The organism is Saccharicrinis aurantiacus, from assembly GCF_947489045.1.
Lineage (GTDB): Bacteria > Bacteroidota > Bacteroidia > Bacteroidales > Marinilabiliaceae > Saccharicrinis > Saccharicrinis aurantiacus.
The window spans coordinates 389,839-409,820 of sequence record NZ_CANLCN010000002.1; the positions used below are offsets into that span (position 1 = coordinate 389,839).

Consider the following 19,982-nt stretch of genomic DNA (forward strand, 5'->3'; position numbering starts at 1 on the left):
TTGTTGTGATTATGGAAGTGATGTTTAATACTATTGTTTTGGTTTTTTCATGATGGCATATATTTCAAATATAAAGCCAAATAAAACTAGCATTGGGGCAAGTGTAATTCTTTGAAATCCGTAAAGCTCTTCACTAAAAACATTTGGGTCTTCACTTCTTCCACCTATCATTAAAATGAAACCGAGAATAATTATACCAAAACCAATTGCCATTAAAATATAGTTTTCTTTAGAAAGGGCAAATTCGAATTTGGAGTTTTCTTTATTAGACATATCGAGATTGTTAGAAATATAATTGATCTGTTTTTAATTTTAAATATTTATTTACAGCAAAGTAAGTTGATGTAAATGATAAGGTTATGCCAAGTAAAATCACCAAAATAAAAAGTATTCCGATGAGTTCAATGTTATCAAAACCTATAAAGCCACCTAGCTCATGGTGAAGAATATAAATTACTCCAGCCAACATTCCGTTTGCAATAATTGCGCCAATAAAACCATGAAATAAACTTATGCTGATAAAGGGTTGCCTTATAAATCCTTTTGTAGCGCCAACAAGTTGCATGGTATTTATTAAAAAACGTTTGGCATATACCGATAATCTTATGGTGTTGTTTATAAGAGCAATGGCAATTAAAAGTAGTAAACCACTAAATACAAGTAGTACAATGCTAATTTTATTTACATTATCATTTACCTTTTCAATTAGGTTTTTTTGATAATAAACCTCTTTAACTTGGGTAAAGGAGTTAAAGATTGCTTCTACTTTTTTAATGCTATCGGGGTTTGCGTATTGTGCGTATAGTTTTACTTCAATAGAAGAAAGAAGAGGATTGTATCCTAAAAAATCAACAAAATCTTCTCCTAACTGCTTTTGCAATTCTTCAGCAGCTTCATCTTTATCAATATATTCGGTTGATTTAACAAACGAAGAGGCATCCAAATACTTTTGTAAGCGTTTCACCTCTACTTCTCTAATGTTATCTTTTAAAACAACATTAAAACCAATATTTTCTTTTACATAATTTGATAAGCGGTTGGCATTTAAAATGAGGTACCCAACAGAACCCAATAAAAATAGTACAAGCGTTATACTTATTACTGTAGTAAAATATGAATTAATCAGCTGTCGTTTGGCTCTTTTCTTATCTTTCATACCCTTAGGTTATTGTAAAATCGGCGTAAATGTACTCAGTACTTATTAACAAGGCAAGATTTAAAAGTGATTTATATCCTGATGTAAATTAAAAATTTACACCCATTCGTTAATGTAGTTCCACGAATGAATAAAGGCCAATATTGTAAAGACTGATATCAGTAGCCAAAAAATCCATTGGAATAGTTTTGTAATAGCTCCTTTAATTGGAGATTTAGCGGCAATAATTAGTTGTGTAATCATCCAAAAGATATAGTTAGCTGCAATAAACCCTAATACTAAAAGCGGTTCAAAATTACACCCATTACCTCTAATTCCTATCATAATTAATATGAAAGATGATAAGACTTGAAAGCCTGTTATGTAATGAAATAGGGCTTTAAATATGGTTTTAACTGTGATGTCAATATCACTTTTGTTTAAAGGTTTATAGTAAGACTGATTGCCTATTGTAAGGTGTCCCAAGGTGGCAAAAAGTGCTATTATACCGGCAATTAATGCGTATGTATTCATTTTCTTAATATTTATAATGCATCGTGAATATAAAAATGTTTTGTATACAAAAAAAGCCTTCCATTATAAATGAAAGGCTTTAGCTTAGTTTATTAACTATTAGAATCGTTTACCAAGGGAAACTCCAAATGAATAAGCTGAATATTCCTCTTTTATATCGTATGAAAATATAGGGGTTAACTCCCAACCATTTTCAATTTCAATTTCATAATCAATCCCTAGTTTAGCTACAAAGAAAGAGGTCGCTTCATTTTTACCAACAAATTCAGTCTCATAACCAGGCCCTAAAAATACACCAAGTCTATTGATAGGAGAGTAACGAACTACAGCAGCAACCACAAGTACGTTATTTCTTTCTAATTCTTCTTCATGTGTGGTTCTAATATAATATTGATCCGTTTCAACATCTCCAATAAATCCTACCTCGAAGTGGTGGTTTAGTTTGTAATAATATTCTATACCAAATGTTGGAACCCACTTACCTGTACTTTCAACATGCGTTTCGTGTTCATAAAAGGCTGAGCTAATATGGGTAAATCCGCCATAGGCTGCAATCTTATGTTTGCCATGCTCTGCATGAACTAAGTTGGTTGATTCGTGATGATGCTCACTCTTAGTGATAGTTTGGTGATGGTTTTGTGCATTCACTGAAATTATTAAACCAATTGACATAATAAGAACAGTAATAATTCTTTTGTTTTTCATTTTTCTGGAGAATGTATTAAAAATATATAGGTGCTTATGATAAAATATGCACCTTTTGCGCAAAAGTATATAATTTGACGAGGGCGTTAGTCTATTTTTGCAAAAAAGAGATGGTTCTTTAGTTAAATTTAACAGTTGTAAAAGTGATTTTTGTCATTATTGCGCATTATATTGTTTATTTTTGCAAAAAAAATATCAAACAATTATGGAATACTTTCAAGAAGGGTATATCGCCTTATTTTTAATTATTTGTATCGGTTATATTATTGGTAACATTAAGTTTAAAGGAATTTCTTTAGATATATCTGCAATTATTTTTGTAGCTCTGGTTTTCGGACATCATGGTGTCATGATGCCAAAGATTATTGAAAAGATCGGATTAATATTATTTGTTTACACCATTGGAATTCAGGCTGGTCCAGGTTTTTTTGATTCTTTCAAAAAGCAGGGTAGAACATTGGTGGTAATGGCAGCTGTTGTAATAATATCGGCGTCATTGGTTACCTATGGGTGTATATTGTTGTTTGATATAGATGTACCTGTAGCCATAGGTTTGTTAACTGGTGGATTAACATCTACACCTGGTTTAGCGGCAGCCATTGAAAGTACCGGATCGCCTAACGTTTCTATTGGTTATGGTATTGCATATCCCTTTGGAGTAATTGGAGTAATTCTTTTTGTAAGGTTATATCCTAAAATATTTAGAGTAAATATTAAGAAAGCAGAAGAAGAATACGAATCGGGAACAGTAGATGCCTTTCCAGAGATTAGCACTTGCCACTTTGTAGTTGAAAATGATAACGTAGTTGGTAAGTCTATTAGAGATTTAAAGGTGCGTACAATGACACAAGGTGTTATTTCAAGAATTAAAGCAGGAGGGGAAGTAAAAGCACCAACCTCATCAATGATTTTAGGAAAGGGTGACATTATTAAAGCGGTTGGTACACAAGATGCGCTTAAAAAAGTTGAGATCTTAATAGGATCTCAAACACAAGAGTCTATTCCACTAATTAAGGGATATGAGATTCAATCTATATTAGTTTCTAACCCAGAGGTTGTTAATAAAACAATTAGAGAAATAAGTCAGTGGACATCTACATATGACTTAACCATTACTAGAGTACGCAGATCTGGTATCGATATTACACCAAGTCCTAACTTAACTTTACAGATGGGAGATAAAATAAAAATATCCGTAAGTAAAGACCACTTAAAAATGGTTACTAAAATGTTTGGGGGTAATAGTAAAAAACTATCGGATACTGATTTCTTTCCAATTGCTGCCGGTATAGTACTTGGCTTTTTATTGGGTAAGTTTTCATTGAACCTAGGTGATTCTTTTACATTCTCTTTAGGTTTAACCGGAGGTGTTTTAACAGTTGCGATGATATTAAGTAGAATTGGAAAAACAGGCCCTATAATTTGGTCTATGTCCGGTGGAGCCAACCAATTATTACGAACACTGGGATTGATGTTCTTTTTAGCTGCAGTTGGAACAAAAGCAGGTTCTAGCATTGTAGAAACTTATAATGAATACGGATCGATGCTATTTTTAGCAGGTGCAATTATTACTCTTGTACCAATGTTTTTAGGAGCCTTGGTAGCAAAAATATTCTTTAAGGTAAATGTGTTGTCTATGCTTGGTGCTTTAACAGGATCTATGACCAGTACACCTGGACTAGCAGCTGTTGATCCAATGACAGATACTAATGCCCCTTCAATTGCCTATGCAACTGTATATCCGGTAGCTATGGTATTATTGATTATATGTGTGCAGATATTGGCTTCGCTAGGATAGAAGTTTACAGAGAAAAGATAAAGCCGATGATTATTAAACTTTCATCGGCTTTTTTATTGGTCTCAATAGTAGTTAAAACTATGCACTTTAGTGCATCCGCTTTAGCTTCTAAAAATTCTATTGTTGGAGTTGAGTTTTTAAACATGTTTTATCATTCTTAAGAATTTTAAGATGATTTATGCAAAAAACCAAAAATGCTTTGAAGAATAACTTTCAGTTATTCTGTTTCTTAAACTTATGGACTTGCAGTCCATAGTGGTTTAGTTATATAACGTTATTTCAGAATAAGTTGATCGAGATTATTTGGCAACTTTATTTAATACTTCAATAGCTGCTTCAAGATCTTTCTCTCCCACAGAAATATTTAAACGGAGGTGTTTAGATTTTACCTTTTGGTGATAATAAAAGCTAGTAGGCATTGTTGCTAACCCATGTTTTTCCATTAATTCAATTGCGAAATCAACATCGTTTTTCGAAGTTAGACTTTCAATATTAATTAATTGAAAATAAGTTCCCATTGAAGGAACAAGTTTAATTTCAGTATCATCTAAACCAGATAATAGTTGATCTCTTTTATCTTGATATGTTTTAAACAAAGAGCTATCGTAACCTTGTTTTTGAAGATAATTTTTAACTGCCATTTGGTAAGGTAGAGGCACTCCTTCACTCATGGATGCTAATATCTTTCTAATAGATTTCATGTAATGTTCAGGGGCACTACAATAACTAATGTTCCAATTAGGAATTAAAAGAGATTCGCTAAATGAGGAAACAATAATGCTCTTCTTTTGCAGTTTAGGGTATAGGCAAACACTTTGATGCATATTGCCATCAAACAAAACTTGTTCAAAGGATTCGTCACTAACAATTATAACATTAGTACCATTAATTACTTTCTGTAGCCTAAGCATATCAAGTTCAGTAAAAATCGATCCTGCAGGGTATTGAGGCGTATTAATTATAATCATTCTGGTATTTGCAGTAATCACCTTCTGCACATCATCCCAATTCACTTCGAATGAAGGCTGTTTTAAAGGAACATATACTGCATTTGCCCCAACAATATCAATTGCTGTTTTATAGCTCTGGTGTGTAGGTTCAAATATTACCACATCATCACCTTCTTTTATAAGAGCTAGTATTGCTGAAAACACCGCTTGTTTAATACCAGCCGTAATTGTTATTTCTTTTTGTGGACAGTAATCGTAATCGTAAAGCTTTTTTGTTTTTGCAGCAATAAACTCTCTTAGTTGAATATTACCAAACTTCGGACTTCTTTGATTTGAATACTCTAAAGAATATTTTTGGAGGCTATCTATAAGTTCATTATTTGCCAGTAATGCTGATGAACTCTCAGCAAGGTTAATCAGGTTATTGTTTCGTGCGTACTCAATGATACTTCTTGGGGATGTAAAGGTTCTACTATCTGAATTGATTAATGGTGAATTCATAATTAGAGGTTTTAAATAGGTTAGTGAGGGGTTTAATGAAAAATGCGTTCACACAATTTACAAAACTTTTCTGATATAAAAATTCACAAAGCTGTTTTATTCAAATAGCTCTTTTAGTATTTCTAATGATTTGATTTTAGTAAAGCCATGAAGATGGTAATTATAGTATTGAAGGAGTTTTTCAAGAAACTGTGTCCTACTTTCGCGATTAAGCTTTAGTTCTCCTAATTGAGTTAAACCTAACTGGCTTATTTCTTTTAATATCTCAGTTTCCCATGCATTCATATAATGTTTGTGGCTTGGTTCTATATCTGTGAAGTGCCCGTTGTTTAAATCAAAATACCTGCTGTTAATATGGTTATTAATGTTAGGGAAGAACCCTAGTGGTTTTGTTAATTGCAGAAGCAAAAATAGATGATAGTTTTCGAGTCCTTGAATATCAGAATCTAATATTTCAATACTTTGATGTAAAAAGTCGAATAGGTTATTATGGGGTTTGTGCTCTTCAGTGAGGCTTTTACTTAAAACTTCCGCCATAAAAAAGGCAATGCTTCTTCTGAGGGGTTCAAATGGAATTTGGAAGAATGGAGTATTGACTTTAAAGTCTTTTATTCGCTGAATTTGTGATTTATTTTTATTGTATACCTCTAAATCAACTAGGGCTAAAGGCTGAAGGAATATATTCTTCCCTTTATTTTTTCTGCTTTTCACGCCATTAATCATATAGGATTGTCTGCCAAATTCTTCAGTGAAAATATGAGAGATAACACTTGTTTCTCCATATCTAGTATAATTTAGTACAATTCCTCTGGTAGTTTGTAGCATGAAAATTAGTTTTCCGCAAATATAATAATATGCATTAAGCTCATTAATATACAATTGAATATTCTGAAAAACGGTAATTTTTAATAAATATATTTAAATATCTATATGTAATAAATGTGTTTTGGAATGAATATTATATATTTACCGCGGAAATGTGCTAGTTTAATCTATATTAAACAGGAAAAATATTATAAAGAGATGAAGATTCAGGACTTAGATGCAAATGAATTAGATAGAGCGGCAAGTATGTTAAAGGCAATTGCGCATCCAACGCGTATTGCAATTTTAAGTTTGCTTGAGGATAATAGATTTACCGTTTCAGAGATACATAAAAATCTTAATATAGAACAAAGTACTACTTCTCATCATTTAGGGATACTAAAGGATAAAGGAGTGCTTGTATCTCAGCGTGAAGGTAAAAACACGTACTACTCATTAAAGTATGAGAGCATTCAAAATATTATTAATTGTGTAAGTAAATGTGCCCGAACTTAATTGCAGTTGTCAATTATCATGTTCGTGAACAGTTGGGATAGATGAGGAAAGTAAGATTAACAAAAGAATTTAGGTTTGAGATGGCTCATGCCTTATGGAATTATGATGGTTTATGTAAGCATTTTCATGGGCATTCATATATATTGCGAGTTACAGTACTAGGAGAACCTATTGCTGATAATAATAGCCCTAAAGATGGGATGGTACTTGATTTTGGTGTACTAAAACGGATAGTACACGAAGAGGTGGTGGATAGGATGGATCACACAGTGGTGCTTAATAAAAATGCTGATATTAAAGGGTTCTTAGAAATTCCACAAATGGGCGAACGTGTAATACTAACAGATTACCAACCAACCTGTGAAAACATGATTATTGAAATGGCAGAACGTATTTCTGCACGTTTACCAAAAGAAGTAGAGCTACATAGCTTACGATTAAACGAAACTGCCAACTCCTTTGCTGAGTGGCATGCAAGTGATCAATAAGTAAAAAGATATCAATAACCTATGTAATTGAAGTTTCAGTTACATAGGTTATTTTGTTTTAGTTTCTCTTCATTGTATTGAATCGATACGAAAAGGCAAGGGCCATATACCTACTGATTCCTTTGGTGTAGCTTGTGGATACAAATTTCGGAGAAGAGGTGTTTTCTCGGCCTCTATCAAGTGTATTAAATACATCATTAACTCTAAAGGTAAGTGTAGCCTGATTGTCTAAAAACGATTTTCTTATGTTGGTATTTACAAACATACGTTCGTAATTTTGCCCAACAGTTGTATTCCTTGGAGATTCATAGGTTCCGGTAACTTGCCATTTAAAGGTTTTCAGAAAAGTAATATCCGAAGTTATTTTAACGTTGTTTACCCAATCATTTATTCTTTCAAACTCACCATCTTTAAAATTATCAATGCCTTGGTAATAACTTAGGAAGTTTGTCTTCAAGCGCCATACTTCAAAAAATCGGTTGCTTATATTTAACTCAAATCCAGTTTGTTCCATATCACCAATATTTTCAAACTTACGATGTAATATTTCTTCTCCATCTTCCTCAACTAACTCTTGATATTGTGTTATAACATCGGTATGATGCTTGTAGAATATAGAAGGCATAAAACGGTGATTACCAATTCTAAGATTTGCACTTAGTTCGATATTATGAATTTGCTCAGGCGACAAGTAAGGATTACCACTGCTTTTATTATATAAACCATTGTAGACCACCATAGGGTTCAATTGTCGATAGTTGGGCATTTTTACTCTTTTAGAGTAGCTAAAACCAAAGTCGAAATTATCACTGACTACATTTCGAACTTGTAGTGAAGGTAAAAAATTATGATTTCTATTTACTGCACCAGAATCATTAGTAGGAGAGTAGGGCTCAAGCGTAATATATTCATAGCGTAATCCACCGGCAAGCTCCCACTTCCCAAGTTGAGTTGATAAAACAGAATATCCTGTTGCATTTCTTTCTGTTGTTTCAAAAATGTAGAACTGTGAACTATCTACATCAGGAATATAGTCATCATCATCTTCACTCCAGTTGTAATCAGTTCTTAGAAACTGATTATCAGTATTAGCATATTTATTAACAAAGAATAGACCCGATTCTATTTTTAGATGTTTGTTAAAGCTATGTTCAAAATCGATATTTAATCTTGTGCTGTTCATATATTCGGGCACAAATCTATCCTGAGTTTTGTACCTCTTTTCTTCTTCACCAGTATCAGGCTCGTAAAAGTTAATAGTACGGTCTGATTGGTTCAAACTATTTTGGCCTTCGTGTTTGGCATTAATTATTAGGCTCGTATTACTACTAAAGTCGTAATTATAGCGTGCATTAATGCTCCAGTATTCACGTTCATAATTTGCTATTGTAGAGTTTCTATTATCACTTCGTAGTGTAGAATCAGCTTTGTAATTTAAGGCCCTGTTATAACCATTATTATCCGTATCGTATTTTTGGTAGTTTCCTGAAATTCTAGCTGATGATTTCTTATTGATTTGATATTTAAATTTCTGACGGATGGTAATTTTGCTGGTGTTTTTTTCGCTAGTTCCGGTGTTATTTAAAAAAGTAGGGTTGGTATCAGAAATCGTAATTCTTTTTGAATTGGCATCAATTTCATCATAAACATGAGTGTAGTTTACATTCGTACTCGAACTCAGTTTGTTATCCTGTAACATGATATTGCCACTCAGTTGCTGTCTATCAGGAGTTCCTAACATCCCAGTTACTCTTCCATTTGATCCTTTTAGGTTATCCTTTTTTAATACGATATTAATAACACCAGCACCATTTTGTGAAGCATATTTGGCCGATGGGTTATTAATAATTTCTAGTTTATCGATAGCATCAACAGGTATCGTTTCTAAGGCATTCTGCAAATCGGTTGGTACGCCATCAATTAATATGGTTGCAGGTGCTCCTCTAAGCGTTACGTTACCATCGGCATCGGTTGAACCGGATGGTACATATTGAATCAAATCTAAAGCGCTTTCGTTGGCATTGCTTAAATCATTGCCCACATTAAGTGTAGTTTTTCCTAAGCCTTGTTCAATGGTAGGGCGTTGTGCTTTTACTTCTACTTCTTCTAACTCCGTTAACTGGTCCTGTAGTTGAAGGGCTCCTAAGTTAACATTACCATTGACGACGATATTGTTTGTGGTTAATGGTTCATATCCTAAAAAAGAAACCATTATAGAGTATGTGTTGGAGGCTAGATTCGGTATGGTAAATTCACCATCGATATTCGTAGTTACGCCTCCAACTAAAGCATTTTCTTCTTGTGTGTATAGCGCTACATTTGCAAAGGGCACTGTTTCGCCTTTGCTATTGGTAACTATTCCTGTAATTGACGATTCATTTTGAGCCCGGCTAATTAGTGGCATTGCCAGAAGGATGAGAAGTTTTAGGTATTTCATTTACTTTTAGTGCTTTTTACGATTGTTATAGTTAAGAGCTATAAAAGTAGTGTAAGCATAAAATTTTATGGGGGACAGACGTAATTATAGTGTGTCTACGAATACGAAATACTGTTGAGTACAAAGTTGTATAAAAAAAGAAAGAGCCGGCTTACCCGGTGGGATGGGTAATAATGCCGACTCTTTTAGTTGCGCGAGTGAATACACTTTGCAACGTGTATTGTATAGATATAATCTAGTTTACTTATGCTTTTTTAGCATCAATTCTTTTTACAATATATCCGTATGCTACTAATGATATTGCTGATATAAGCGCAATGGCTCCAAAGTAGTACCAAATATAATGAGCATGCGAAGTAGCTTCGGCCCATTCAGCTGTTCTACCTCCAAATTTAATTGGGTCAGGACAGTATTGATCTAATAATACCCCCGACATTAAAAATCCAAGTATACTTGATAAGAAAGAATGTAAATGGCTAAATCCTAAATACAATCCTTCTTCACCTTTAGGTGCTTGAAAAGAGAAGTACTCTAAGAATCTTGGCGAGATAAATGATTCTGCCAATCCTTGAAAAGCAATACCCACAATCATCATAAAAGCAATTGGGTGCATATTTATAAAACTCATGGTTTCTCCGCCAATCATATTGCCAGCAGCCATACAAAATGCCGATACTGGCATAATAAACATACCAATGGTCATTGAATATAAGGCAGAGCGTTTCTTCATTAACGAGGTTATTAAACCTACTGTTGTAAATACAATTAATGGGTTAACATTTGCATACCAACTTGGTGAAGCACTTTCTCCCGCCATACGCAATACATACTTAGGCATGGTAGCGTAAAGTTGATGTTGAACCATCCAGAAACCTGTGATAATAACAATTAGTACAATTAAACGAGTATTGCCTAATACCTTAATAAAAGCAGTCCATATTTCAGAAAAAGTTTTACCCTCACGCTGTGCTGTTGATGGCTTAAAGAAGAACCAAACAGCTATTAGTGCTAATAAGGTCATACCCGCAGAGAAGTAACTAATGTGAATTAATCCCACATTACCCATAGCATCTCTTAGTGGCTTTACGATTGTTTTACCAGAGAACGCACCAATGTTTACGATGGTGTAGAATATTGAAAAACCAGTGGCTCTGTTTTCAGCTGTGGTTTCTAAGGATACGGTACCTGTAATTACCGATTTAATAAAACTACCACCAATAATAATAAGTGCCATTATTGGTATTATTCCATAACGCCAATTGCTATCCTCTAAACCTGTAAATGTGGTTTCAATATCATAATGTGCTAAACCTGCTCCTTCTAACATAGTTGGAAATAAGCCAAGTCCCAAATACCCTAGTGTTAAAAATGAGAAAGCAACTAATAAGGATTTTTTAAAGCCAATTTTGTCGGCATAAGCACCGGCAAATGTTGGTAAAAAATATAATAATGCAGAGAATGTACCTGCAATAGCTGCTGCCTCTATATCATTAAAGGCTAATATTCTTGATAGATATAGCGTGATAACAATAAATACTCCGTAATACGCCGCGCGTTCTAGCAATTCGGCAAAGTTTGCTGTCCAGAATGCTGGCGAAAACTTTCTTTTTCCTTGACTCATGAATAATAATTAAATTTTATGGGGCATAAGTACTAAAAGTGATTGATTTAATAAAAGATAAAAGTCAGCTTTTACGCCAAATCTTTTATTCTCAATTACTCATAGTACTTGTACCTTTTGCACCCTTATTTATTAATTAAACATGCTCTATATCTGTATGATCTGATATTTCGCTGTTGTCAGTACACAAATCACTTACATTTAAATTGTGGATATGATGATTGCCTGTTATTCGTCCAAAATCTTTTAATTCTTCAGTGGATTGAATTAAATAGTTTGCAACACGTTCGGCACTTTTTTCAATATTTAATCTTTTTCTGAGTTCAGGATCTTGTGTGGCAATTCCTACTGGGCAGTTTCCTGTGTTACAAATGCGGTATTGTTGACAACCGCCTGCAATCATTGCAGCAGAAGCTACAGCTATGGCATCAGCACCGAGGGCAATTGCCTTGGCAAAGTCGGAAGCTACTCGTAAGCCACCAGTAATAATTAAGCTAATGTCTGAAGCGTTATTGGCATCGAGGTATTTGCGAGCTCTGCTTAGTGCAAATAACGTTGGAACTGAGGTGTGGTCTTTAATGTGCTTTGGGGCTGAACCTGTTGCACCACCTCTGCCATCAATGGTGATAAAATCGGGTTTGGCAAAAAGAATTACTTCTAAATCGGCTTCAATATTGCCGGCAGCAATTTTTATCCCGATAGGGCGACCATCTGATTTCTCTCTCAGCCAATCTACCTTAGCTTTTAGGTCTTCTTTACTTTTGATATCCTTAAAATTAGCAGGACTATGAATATCTTCACCTTCTTTTTTGCCTCGTACTTTGGCAATTTCAGCCGTTACTTTATCGCCCGGTAAATGTCCGCCCATACCAGGCTTTGCACTTTGTCCTATTTTAATTTCAATGGCATCGGCGCGTTTAAAGTTTTCATCAGTGCAACTGTATTCATTGGGGATATACTCAAAAATATATTTGTAGGCATTATCAATTTCATCGGGTAATATACCACCCTCACCAGAGCAAATTAATGTTTTGGCTTTGGCGCTTCCTTTAGCTAATGCTGTTTTTATTTCGGCCGATAAGGCCCCGTAAGACATATGACTGATGTATATAGGCGTATCAATTTCTAAAGGTTTCTTTGCATTGGGGCCAATAATGGTTTTGGTTTTTACTTCTTCGTCATTGTTCAAGGGAAATTTAGCCAATTGTGCTCCTTTAATTAAAACACTATCCCATGAAATTATTGGGCGAAGTGTTTTCATGGCTTCCGTTTCCAAGGGTAAACCATCTGCCATAGCATGAATCTTTCTAAAGTAAGGTTCTGTAGCTTCATCGCTTTTAGCCCACTCTGATAAATAGGTTTTTGATTGATCAACGTTTTTTGTTGTTTCTGCTACTGTATTTTCTGCGGTTTCTTCAACTTCCTCGAAGAAGGATTTGTCGGAACTACAGATAGGACATAGGTAATCGTCTTCTAATTCGCTCCAAACTTTGTGCTCACTTTCTTCATCATACTCGTAACCACATGCTAAACATCTATACTTTGCCATAAATTTTGGTTTATTTTGTCTGCATTGAAGGTACAAGGATTTTTTTAGAAATTAAATCCAGTTCTATCATCATAACGAATACTACTACTATTTACTTAGAGCTTCCGTGAAATTTCACGCAGCCCTTGCGTGAACATCTACGCCGAGTAGCGTGAATATTTACGTCGAGTGGCGTAAAAATCTACGTCGGGTATCGTGAATACCTACGTCGGGAAGGCGTAAAACTTAACGCTTAGTTACACTATATGAATACGAAATCACCCACGAATTAACTCTATGCTAACAATTCATCTTTTTGAATCTTCAAATTGGTATAAATTACTAAATTTGACTGATCAAAATTGCCTTTATCAATAAGGCTGAAGAACAGGAGAGGAGAATAATGTCAGGATTAAAAAAGATAAAGCAGCCTATTAAATCAGAGATGGAAGCCTTTGAGCCTTATTTTAAGGAGCAACTCAAATCAAAAATTCCACTACTGAGTATAGTTACCAATTACGTTTTACGCCGTAAGGGAAAACAAATGCGGCCAATGTTGGTATTTCTATCGGCTAAACTGAATGGGCAAACCAACGATGCCTCCTATGTGGCAGCTGCTTTAATTGAATTACTGCATACGGCTACATTAATTCATGATGATGTTGTGGATGAAACCTACCAACGACGCGGATTCTTCTCGGTTAATGCACTTTGGAAAACAAAAATATCGGTTTTAGTTGGCGATTACTTTTTATCGCGAGGTTTAATGACGGCCTTAAATAACGATAGGATTGATGAGCTTAAGGTAATATCGCACGCAGTGCAAGAAATGAGCGAAGGTGAGTTATTGCAAATAGAAAAAAGTAGAAAGCTAGATATTACAGAAGAAGTTTATTACGATATCATCACTAAAAAGACCGCTACTTTAATCGCTGCATGTACTGTAACAGGCGCTTTATCTGTTGATGCAGATAAGGATAAGTTGGCCTTGATGAAAGAGTTTGGAACAAACCTAGGGATTGCTTTTCAGATTAAGGATGACTTGTTTGATTACGAAAAAACAAGTGCCATTGGAAAGCCAACGGGTAACGATATCAGAGAAAAGAAAATGACGCTTCCTTTGATATATGTGCTTAACAATGCCGATGCCAAGGTGCGTAAAAAGCTACTTTCTACCATTCGCCGCCATCATAAGAATGATAAAAAGGTAGCGGAGATTATACAATACGTGCGTGATAATGGCGGTATTGAGTACACCTACGATAAAATGATTGACTACAAAAACAAGGCGCTTGAAATCTTGAATCAGTTTGACGATTCAGAAGCCAAAGAGGCCATGACCGAATTGGTACAATACACTATAGATAGAAAGAAGTAGATTGCTTATTAAATGATAAGTGTTAAGTTATAAATGATAAATTGTTTTACAGCTTGATTACTACTTTGCGCTTACTTATAATTTATCACCTACAATTTATTAACTTTTCAATTACAATACACTAATATAAATGAGGTAGTTTACAAACAGTACAACTACCTTTACTTTTATAAATACAAGATTATTATGTCAGCAGAAAAGAAGATATTTTTATTAGATGCCTACGCATTAATTTATAGAGCTTATTATGCATTTATTCGTGCGCCACGTATCAATTCTAAAAAACTAAATACCTCAGCCATTTTTGGTTTTACCAATTCATTATTGGAAGTTTTACAGAAAGAAAAACCGACGCACTTGGCTGTTGCTTTTGACCCTTCGGGGCCAACTTTCCGACACGAAATGTTTGAACCTTATAAAGCCCAACGTGAGGCTACACCTGAGGATATAAAATTGGCGGTGCCATACATCAAGCAATTATTAGAGGCTTTAAATATTCCGATTCTTGAGGTAGCAGGTTACGAGGCCGATGATGTGGTGGGTACAGTTTCCATCCTCGCTGAGAAAGCAGGGTTTGAGGTTTATATGATGACTCCCGATAAGGATTATGCCCAGTTGGTTACCGAGCATGTAAAAATGTATAAGCCACGAACCAAAGGTGGTGGCATGGATGTGTTAGGAGTGGCTGAAGTTTGTGAAAAATTTGGCATAGATACACCTCTTCAGGTAATTGATATTTTAGCCTTGCAAGGCGATTCTGCCGATAACATCCCTGGTTGTCCGGGTATTGGAGAAAAGGGTGCCAAAGACATTGTTAAAAACTTTGGTGGATTAAAGGGTATTTACGAGCGCATTGATGAGTTCAAGGGTAAGCGAAAAGAGAACCTGATTAACTTTAAAGAGCAGGTTGAATTATCGTATACTTTGGCAACTATTCATCGCGAAGTACCCATTGAGTTTGATGAGGAAGCTTTAAAGGTATCCGAACCTAATAAGGACAAGTTATTCCCACTTTTAGAAGAGTTGGAATTTAAAAATATGATGAGCCGTTTCGGTTTTGAGGCAGCCGCTGCACCTGCTCCTCAGCCAGTGGTGTCTGCGCAGGGCGATTTATTTGCACAGCCTCAGGTTGCTGAAGCACCCACTTTTACATCATCCTTAAAAACAATAGCAGATGTAGATCATAAATACTATTTGGTAGATAATGCACAGGCCTATGCTTCCTTAGCTGCTGAATTAAGTATTCAAAAGGAATTTTGTTTTGATACCGAAACGACCAGTTTAGATGCCATGAGTGCCGAGCTAGTGGGTATTTCGTTCTCGTGGAAAGTAGGAGAGGCTTACTATGTTCCTTTTCCGGAGGATCAGGATGCGGCAAAAGAATTGGCCTTGAAATTTAAAAATGTACTAGAAGATCAGAACATCTTAAAGATAGCGCAAAACCTAAAGTACGATGCTTTGGTGCTCCGTAAGTACGGCATTAAAGTGCAAGGAAAGATTTTTGATACCATGGTAGCGCATCACTTGGCATTACCGGGTTTTAAAAATAGCATGGACTTTATGGCTGAAACGTATTTAAGTTATTCGCCTGTTAAAATAGAATCGCTTATTGGTAAAAAAGGGAAGAATCAGCTTTCAATGCGACAAGTAGAAATGGAGCAAGTGAAGGAGTACGCTGCTGAAGATGCCGATATTACTTTACAGATTAAGCAATTTATTGAGCCCAAGGTAAAGGAAGCTGGTTTAGAAGATTTGTTTTACAATACCGAAATGCCTTTACTTTTGGTATTGGCTGAGATGGAATATGCTGGCGTTCGTTTAGATGTGGACGAATTAAAGGAATTTGCCATAAAACTAAATGCGCGTATTGCTACGCTTGAAACCGATATTAAAGCCATTGCTGGGATGGACTTCAATGTGGCCAGTCCGAAGCAAGTTGGGGAAGTGCTTTTTGAGCATATGAAAATTGACGCCAAAGCCAAGAAAACAAAATCAGGTCAATTCAGTACCTCGGAGGAAACACTTGCCAAGCTTAAGGGCAAGCACGAAATTGTGGAGAAAATATTAGAATTCCGTGGTCTTAAAAAATTAGTAAACACTTACGTGGAGGCTTTACCATTATTGGTGAACCCAGATTCAAATAGAATACATACCACGTACAATCAAGCTATGGTGGTAACTGGTCGTTTGAGCAGTACAAATCCTAACTTACAGAACATTCCTATCCGCGATGAGGATGGACGAGAAATACGTAAAGCCTTCAAGTCATCCGATGAGGCGCATGTATTCCTATCGGCCGATTATTCGCAAGTGGAGCTTCGCTTAATGGCACATCTTAGTCAGGATAAGCATATGTTGGAGGCTTTTAATAACAATGAAGATATTCATGCTGCAACAGCTGCAAAAATATACAAAGTACCTTTGGATGAGGTAACAGATGATATGCGACGAAAAGCAAAAACAGCCAACTTTGGTATTATCTATGGTATTTCAGCTTTTGGTTTATCAGAGCGATTGAATATTCCACGTACCGAAGCCAAGCAATTAATCGAAGGCTATTTCGAGAACTTCCCTCAGGTAAAAGAGTACATGGATAAGAGTATTGCAGTGGCTCGCGAAAATGGGGCAGTAGAAACTGTTTTCGGACGCAAACGTAATTTGCCCGATATCAACTCTCGTAATGGAGTAGTGCGTGGCGTAGCAGAGCGTAATGCCATTAATGCACCCATACAAGGTACAGCAGCCGATATTGTGAAGATGGCCATGGTTAATATCCAACAAAAGTTGGAAGAGGCTAAATTACAATCGAAAATGATTTTGCAAGTGCACGATGAATTGAACTTTGATGTGCTTACGAGTGAACTAGAACAAGTAAAAGCCATTGTTAAAGATGGTATGGAAAAAGCTTGTGAATTAAGTGTACCACTTTCGGTAGATATGGGAGTAGGTGCCAACTGGCACGAGGCGCATTAATTTAGATAAGAAAGCATACAAAGGGCGACAATCATTATTAATTGTCGCCCTTTGTGCTATAAAAAACACTCATTATCGAGTAAATAATACTAATGTATGGCCGATACCTACTCTAAAAATCCGTTTTCTTGCTCTTGCATTGCAACTTTGTGCTCTTTCAAAGCTTCATAGTAGTCAGAAATTCAAAAAAGTATGGTCGTTTATAGGTGACTGCCTATCATGTAATGGGTGAAACTGCTCTTGAAGACTATTATTTTACTCATGTAATACATTAAACTTCTCTAACACTACAGAAAAGGCCTATTGCAGTGGGTAAACCTACTCAGGGACTACTAAAATCAAGGCTTTTGAGAAAATACCCTTGTCAATTATATAGTAATTGACTCTGTACCTATCGGTTTATACCAAAAAACACATTGTTTTTATTCATAAGTATTACTTCTTGTTCGTACATATTCATCTTTGAATAAACTTGTTAAACTTTTATTCAATATGAAATATCTCTTATTTGCCATATTAGTAATGGCGTCGTTAAATCTTGATGCAAAAATTAAACTACCCGCTTTGGTTTCGTCGCACATGGTGTTGCAGCGCGATACAGTGGTAAGCATTTGGGGATGGGCCGATAAAAATGAAACCATATTATTAGAAGCATCCTGGCTTAATCATCCACTAAAAGTGAAAAGTGATAAAAATGGGAAGTGGAGTATTCCTGTTATTACAAATCAAAGCTTAGAAGCCCAGACTATTGTAATTAAAGATTCTGAATCTGAAGTGGTGTTGAACGATATTCTGTTTGGCGAAGTGTGGTTATGCTCAGGTCAATCAAATATGAATTTTTCATTAATAGGTAATCCTGGTCAACCTGTTGTGGGAAATATTGATGCCATTGTGCATTCGAAGAATGATCAGCTTCGATTATTTACGGTTAATAAAAACCCATCAACAGAGCCTTTGGAACAATTAAGTGTGGATAATGGATCGTGGCAACTGGCAAATCCGTCCACAGTCCCTAATTTTAGCGCGGTGGGTTATTTCTTTGCCAGTCAGTTGCAGCAAATTTTAGAGGTGCCAGTGGGTATCATCCACACATCGTGGGGAGCAAGTAGTGTGCAAGCTTGGATGAGTGCCGATGCACTTGCCCCTTTAGAAAATATAAATACTGAAAATATTACTGAAGAACCCAATAAAACACAAACGGCTTTGTTTAACGGTATGATTAATCCACTTGTGCCTTATACCATAAAAGGTGCCTTATGGTATCAAGGGGAATCTAATCGATCAGAGCCCGATAAATATACCCAACTATTGCCTGCTATGGTTAAGGATTGGAGAGATAGGTGGGATACTAATTTTGCTTTCTACTATGTGCAGATAGCACCATTTTCAATGGCCAATCATTATACCAAACCTAAAAATGCCGCTTTTCTTCGCGAAGCTCAAACGAAATGTATCGATTTAATACCCAACTCATTTATGGCTACAACTATGGATATAGGGGATAAGTATTCTATTCATCCTCCACAGAAAAAAGAAGTGGCCGACCGTCTATTGTACATTGCATTAAACAAAAGCTATAAGTATACTTCCGTTGATTTTTCGGGGCCTATATACGACTCAATGGAAGTAACAGACGAAGGAATAGTATTAAGCTTTAAGTATGCCGAGAATGGTTTATATGGCACACAAAACGTACGTACCTTATCTGGCTTTGATATAGCAGGAGAGGATCAGGTTTTTTATAGCGCAGAAGCTAAAATAATTGACAGGCGTAAGGTGCTTGTTTATAGCAATAAGGTGCCTAATCCCAAGGCGGTAAGATATGGTTGGCAATGTTATGCTGAGGCATCATTATTTGATACAAGTTATTTGCCAGCTCCTTCTTTTAGAACAGATACGTGGGATGATGCCATTAAAAAGTAGTAGGCTTATCTTTAATATAAAACTAATAAAGGCTGCTAATCATTAACATTAGCAGCCTTTATAGTATCATATTGTGAGAATATCTCTATTTTTTCTTCTTCACTATCTTTTTCGGGAACTTGTACATGATTTTTCCAACGCTGTATTTAATCTGTTCCTCTCGTCTGTTCGACTTTGGTTCTATGGTGCCGCTAGCAACACTTTCCCAGATGATCTCTTTTTTCTTGGCATCATAAACCGATACAATTAAAGTACCTTCGGTGTATTCAACAACTTGTATATCGCCGTAAGGGTAAGCACCACCCCAACCATAACCAGGGCCGTAACCATAATAGCCACCATAACCATATCTATAATATCCACGGTAGGCATGTGGGTAAGTGGCTGTTTGAGAGTAGTTCGATTTTTTTTCAGTTACAATAAAAAGAGAGACAATTAAATCACTGCTTGTATCATCAATAAAAGTAATATCTCTTTTGGTGAACTCTTCATGGAAGGCAGTTTCAATATACTTCTTCTCCATATCGGTTAACAAGTCATCACTATTGTTTTTCCAACCAAAATAGCGGGCAGTAGAGTACTGATCAAAATTAGTTTCTTTATCGTAGTTAGTAACTACTTTAATACCACTACACGATGCTAATAGCGATGCTATTAATGCAATAAATAATGTTTGTTTAACCGTCATAAG

At 35.5% G+C, this 19,982-nt stretch carries 17 protein-coding genes; 7 read left to right on the forward strand and 10 right to left on the reverse strand.

Features of this window, described 5'->3' with window-relative positions; all coding sequences use genetic code 11:
* Window positions 1–30 precede the first annotated feature (30 nt).
* The 4 genes from QMO11_RS04800 to QMO11_RS04815 form a co-directional block, all read right to left on the reverse strand.
* A complete protein-coding gene (locus tag QMO11_RS04800) occupies window positions 31–273 on the reverse strand; it encodes a DUF3098 domain-containing protein (protein ID WP_075603873.1) in 243 nt (80 codons plus the stop codon).
* Window positions 274–283: 10 nt separating this feature from the next.
* A complete protein-coding gene (locus tag QMO11_RS04805) occupies window positions 284–1,156 on the reverse strand; it encodes a cell division protein FtsX (RefSeq protein ID WP_075603874.1) in 873 nt (290 codons plus the stop codon).
* Window positions 1,157–1,252: 96 nt separating this feature from the next.
* The gene (locus QMO11_RS04810; RefSeq protein WP_282036262.1) at window positions 1,253–1,669 is read right to left on the reverse strand and encodes a hypothetical protein; all 417 of its coding nucleotides are present in this window, start codon (window positions 1,667–1,669) and stop codon (window positions 1,253–1,255) included.
* 99 nt (window positions 1,670–1,768) lie between these two features.
* Window positions 1,769–2,374 carry an outer membrane beta-barrel protein gene (locus tag QMO11_RS04815; RefSeq protein ID WP_282036263.1) on the reverse strand — a complete coding sequence of 202 codons (606 nt, stop codon included), beginning with the start codon at window positions 2,372–2,374 and terminating at the stop codon, window positions 1,769–1,771.
* 205 nt (window positions 2,375–2,579) lie between these two features.
* Here QMO11_RS04815 and QMO11_RS04820 point away from each other — a divergent pair, with 205 nt between their 5' ends.
* Together QMO11_RS04820 and QMO11_RS04825 are read left to right on the forward strand one after the other, a co-directional pair.
* Complete coding sequence (locus QMO11_RS04820; protein ID WP_282036264.1) at window positions 2,580–4,172, forward strand: aspartate:alanine exchanger family transporter; 1,593 nt, start codon at window positions 2,580–2,582, stop codon at window positions 4,170–4,172.
* Window positions 4,173–4,198: 26 nt separating this feature from the next.
* Window positions 4,199–4,333: a hypothetical protein gene (locus QMO11_RS04825; RefSeq protein WP_282036265.1), complete on the forward strand. Its 135-nt coding sequence runs from the start codon at window positions 4,199–4,201 to the stop codon at window positions 4,331–4,333.
* Between the two features lie 138 nt (window positions 4,334–4,471).
* On the opposite strand, the gene QMO11_RS04830 is transcribed toward QMO11_RS04825, so the two are convergent.
* Together QMO11_RS04830 and recO are read right to left on the reverse strand one after the other, a co-directional pair.
* A complete protein-coding gene (locus tag QMO11_RS04830; protein WP_282036266.1) occupies window positions 4,472–5,623 on the reverse strand; it encodes an aminotransferase class I/II-fold pyridoxal phosphate-dependent enzyme in 1,152 nt (383 codons plus the stop codon).
* A 96-nt stretch (window positions 5,624–5,719) separates the two neighbouring features.
* Window positions 5,720–6,448: a DNA repair protein RecO gene (gene recO / locus QMO11_RS04835; RefSeq protein WP_282036267.1), complete on the reverse strand. Its 729-nt coding sequence runs from the start codon at window positions 6,446–6,448 to the stop codon at window positions 5,720–5,722.
* A 198-nt stretch (window positions 6,449–6,646) separates the two neighbouring features.
* Between recO and QMO11_RS04840 the strand changes: the two genes are divergently transcribed.
* Both QMO11_RS04840 and QMO11_RS04845 read left to right on the forward strand, forming a co-directional pair.
* Window positions 6,647–6,943, forward strand: a complete 297-nt coding sequence (locus QMO11_RS04840; RefSeq protein ID WP_075603905.1) for an ArsR/SmtB family transcription factor — start codon at window positions 6,647–6,649, stop codon at window positions 6,941–6,943.
* Window positions 6,944–6,984: 41 nt separating this feature from the next.
* Window positions 6,985–7,431: a 6-pyruvoyl trahydropterin synthase family protein gene (locus QMO11_RS04845; RefSeq protein ID WP_282036268.1), complete on the forward strand. Its 447-nt coding sequence runs from the start codon at window positions 6,985–6,987 to the stop codon at window positions 7,429–7,431.
* Between the two features lie 58 nt (window positions 7,432–7,489).
* Here QMO11_RS04845 and QMO11_RS04850 read toward each other — a convergent pair whose 3' ends face one another.
* The 3 genes from QMO11_RS04850 to QMO11_RS04860 form a co-directional block, all read right to left on the reverse strand.
* Window positions 7,490–9,868 (reverse strand): TonB-dependent receptor domain-containing protein, encoded by a 2,379-nt coding sequence (locus tag QMO11_RS04850; RefSeq protein WP_282036269.1) that lies wholly within the window; start codon window positions 9,866–9,868, stop codon window positions 7,490–7,492.
* 244 nt (window positions 9,869–10,112) lie between these two features.
* Complete coding sequence (locus QMO11_RS04855; protein ID WP_282036270.1) at window positions 10,113–11,489, reverse strand: MFS transporter; 1,377 nt, start codon at window positions 11,487–11,489, stop codon at window positions 10,113–10,115.
* A 136-nt stretch (window positions 11,490–11,625) separates the two neighbouring features.
* Window positions 11,626–13,038: a glutamate synthase-related protein gene (locus tag QMO11_RS04860; protein WP_282036271.1), complete on the reverse strand. Its 1,413-nt coding sequence runs from the start codon at window positions 13,036–13,038 to the stop codon at window positions 11,626–11,628.
* A gap of 382 nt (window positions 13,039–13,420) precedes the next feature.
* Between QMO11_RS04860 and QMO11_RS04865 the strand changes: the two genes are divergently transcribed.
* The 3 genes from QMO11_RS04865 to QMO11_RS04875 all read left to right on the forward strand — a co-directional run bounded on the left by QMO11_RS04865 (window position 13,421) and on the right by QMO11_RS04875 (window position 19,291).
* Window positions 13,421–14,395, forward strand: coding sequence for a polyprenyl synthetase family protein (locus QMO11_RS04865; RefSeq protein WP_282036272.1), 975 nt, complete (start codon window positions 13,421–13,423; stop codon window positions 14,393–14,395).
* A gap of 186 nt (window positions 14,396–14,581) precedes the next feature.
* Complete coding sequence (gene polA / locus QMO11_RS04870; RefSeq protein WP_282036273.1) at window positions 14,582–17,368, forward strand: DNA polymerase I; 2,787 nt, start codon at window positions 14,582–14,584, stop codon at window positions 17,366–17,368.
* 492 nt (window positions 17,369–17,860) lie between these two features.
* The gene (locus tag QMO11_RS04875) at window positions 17,861–19,291 is read left to right on the forward strand and encodes a sialate O-acetylesterase (RefSeq protein WP_282036274.1); all 1,431 of its coding nucleotides are present in this window, start codon (window positions 17,861–17,863) and stop codon (window positions 19,289–19,291) included.
* An 85-nt stretch (window positions 19,292–19,376) separates the two neighbouring features.
* Here the strand turns inward: QMO11_RS04875 and QMO11_RS04880 are convergent, their stop codons facing one another.
* Window positions 19,377–19,979 (reverse strand): DUF4136 domain-containing protein, encoded by a 603-nt coding sequence (locus tag QMO11_RS04880; protein WP_075603891.1) that lies wholly within the window; start codon window positions 19,977–19,979, stop codon window positions 19,377–19,379.
* Window positions 19,980–19,982: the final 3 nt, after the last annotated feature.